2 protein-coding genes and 1 riboswitch are annotated in these 2808 nt (G+C 69.4%); of the genes, one reads left to right on the plus strand and one right to left on the minus strand.

All coding sequences use genetic code 11. The features are described 5' to 3' along the window. The first annotated feature begins 99 nt into the window (after positions 1 to 99). A complete protein-coding gene (locus AC08OJ_RS19540; RefSeq protein ID WP_476596502.1) occupies positions 100 to 768 on the plus strand; it encodes a plasmid partitioning protein in 669 nt (222 codons plus the stop codon). Positions 769 to 1285: 517 nt separating this feature from the next. On the opposite strand, the gene AC08OJ_RS19545 is transcribed toward AC08OJ_RS19540, so the two are convergent. Further along, on the minus strand, positions 1286 to 2392 hold the full coding sequence (locus AC08OJ_RS19545; protein WP_476594053.1) for a C40 family peptidase: 1107 nt from the start codon (positions 2390 to 2392) through the stop codon (positions 1286 to 1288). Positions 2393 to 2397: 5 nt separating this feature from the next. After that, positions 2398 to 2572, minus strand: a riboswitch (cyclic di-AMP (ydaO/yuaA leader). Positions 2573 to 2808 lie beyond the last annotated feature (236 nt).

Here is a 2808-nt window from a genome sequence, read left to right on the forward strand (position 1 = left end):
GACATAACCGTACCGAGGCAATCACAGGGGAACCCCAAACACAGATCAAATGATCAACTTATTTAATGAAGATCCCTTTGCGGCGTTTCCCGGCCGGCGGTGTGGTTCGGTTGGATCGTGGTGTCGAATCCCCTCGCCGGATGGTGGGGCAAAAACAAGAGAACCGTGCTCATCGTCGGTGTCGTGATCGTGGTTGCCTGGGGCTACCTCGGGACCCGTGACCGCCCGAGGACCCAGCGGGTCAGCCTGCCCGGCGACTACGCGTCGGCGGGCCGTGAGCTGCTCGTCCAGGCCCCGTCCGATCCCGCCAACCCGCTTCCGCTGGTGTTGATCCTGCACGATGACAACGCGGACGCGAAGTCACTCGACCGGCAGAGTGACGCCGGCAAGCTCGCGAACTCCCGCGACTTCGCGGTGGCCTTCCCGGAAGCCGTGGGCGGCACGTGGCGGATCGACGGACCCGAGGGGGCGGACGTGCGCTATCTGCGCGACGTGGTCCGCTTCGTCTCCACGGAACGGACCAAGGTGGATCCGGACCGGGTCTACGTGTGGGGGATCGGCGAGGGTGCCCGGCTGGCCCTGGCCGCTGCCTGCGCCCCGGGTAAGCCGGAATTCGCCGCGGTCGGCGTCGTCGGGCAGTTCGACCCGGAGCCCGGGCCGAACTGCCAGGACCGTGTCCCGGAGGGCCGGGCCCCGGAGGCCTCCTGGGACCGGAAGGTCAGCGAGGCCCTGTGGAAGTTCTCGTCCGGTCACCGGCTGGGAGCCTGACCGCGGCGCCCGCGAGCGGGCCGGGCTGTTTCCCGCACCGGGCAGAGACTGAAGGCTGAAGTCCGCCGATGCCGCCGGGAGGGGGGTAGCGGCATCGGCGAACCTGGTCGGCTGGGGGTCCGAGGCCCGCCGGCCTTCCCGTGCGGATGGGGGGGGATCCGAGGGAAGGCCGGCGGAATCGGGGGCCTTCCGGCCGGACGGACGTCAGATGGGGGGGAGATCTGACGTCCGTCCCACCGGAAGGAGGGCCCGTCCGGATAGCTGGAAAGGAACCATGTAGGCGGGTTGTCGGGCGGTGACAGGGCCCGCTTGCTGGTCTGTCCGCGGCTTCGCCGGTGGGTGGGAGTCCCGGGCCCGGCTTTCACGGCTTCGGGTCGGTGCCCGGAGGGGAGGCCCGGTAGCCGGCCGCTGGTGGAACGGCAGGGCTCGTGCGGTCCGCCAGCCGCGAAGGCGATCCACCGGAGCCGGATGAGCCGTTGCGTCGGCATGAGGGCGGTGCGCCGGCTCCGACCGGCTGCTAGAGGATCCGACCGACGTAGTAGGAGGTGGTATAGATCTTCTTGAGCGACACGACGTCGCCGGTGCGCGGCGCCACCCACATCATGCCGTCACCCGCGTAGATGCCGGCGTGGTAGATGTTCCCGGGTGTCCCGAAGAAGATCAGGTCGCCGGGCTGCTTGTTGTATTGCGACACCCAGATGGCGGCGGCGAACTGGGCATCGGTCGTCCGCGGCACGCTCCTGCCGAGTTGCTTGAAGATGTACTGGATGAGGCCGGAGCAGTCGAACGAGCTCGGGCCCTCCGCACCGTAGACGTAGGGCTTGCCGGCCTGCAGGGAGGCCAGGTAGACGGCCTTCTCCCCGAGGGAGCTCGACGGGACCGGAACCGACGTCTGGCCCGCGGCGTCCCCTGTCGCAAGGAGATCCGACCAGGCGGCGTTGCGGACGGGCTGGGGGATGGGTGCCGGCCGTACGCGCAGGGTGGCGTCGTTCGCCGAGCGGGCGGACTGCAGGGCGTCTGTGCCGTCGAAGACCGCGGTGACGTTCGTGGTGGTGAGCACCCGGGCCGTGTAGGAAGTGTAGCCTTGGGCATTAGTGTAAAGGTGCTTGAAGGTGGCCCACCCGGTGGGGAGCTTCACTTGCACCTTGACCAGCTGGTTCGCCAGTGGTTCGTGGGTCTGCTCGTTGTAGAGCGAAAAGCCGATGTCGATCGGCTGGTCCGCGTTGACGGTCACCTCGGGGTTGGTCACCCGGAGACCGACCTGAACCTTGCCGGTTAAGGGCGGGGCGTTGACACCGCCCGCCGTGCCGAGCAGGGAGGTGGAGCCGTGGGTGCTGACCGCCGCCGCCGCGATGCTGCCGCCCAGGGCGGCATGGGAGCCGATCTGCGCGGCGAGGGTGATCGGAGCGGTGTTCGGCTGCTCGTCCTTCGCTGCGTCGGCGTTGATGTCGGTGGCGCAGCCGGCGAGAGCCACTCCGGAGACCGCGACGGTCCCGGTGGTCAGGGCGGCGAAGGCGCGGGCCCGGGCCCGGCTGCGGGCGGCCGGGGGCGCGGAGGGTGCGCGATGACGGCCGCGACCGGCGCCTCGCGTTTCTTCGTCGAGCTGCACGCTTTGCGCGGACAACGGTGTATTCCTTCCCGTACGCCTGCGAAGTGAGCTGTCGGGTTCGGGCTGGGCTGCCCGGCTCTCGCGTGACCTTCACGCGTCGAGCTTCACCCCTAGGTCGATACCGCGGATCGGTGCCGGCCGGTGGAGGTGGGTCCCCCGCTCCTGCCCCTGATGACGACTCGGAGGGGACACCGGGGCCGGGGGCAGGACTCGGCGTTCGGCCCCGGTGTTGTCGTGACGTCGGCGTGAGACTAGTCCACTTGGACGGGGTGGGTAAACACTAGTCCTTCCCAACTACGGCGAGTGTGCGTTGAAGTTCCCGTCGCGCGACGTCGGCGGCCCGCTCGGCCGGCCGGGCTGACCGGGCGGGCCGAAGGCCCTTCGCACTCCGGTTATCCTGCTGGTTTTTCGCTGCGTAGGGGGTCCGTGGC

Source organism: Frankia sp. CgKIO3, from assembly GCF_977946435.1.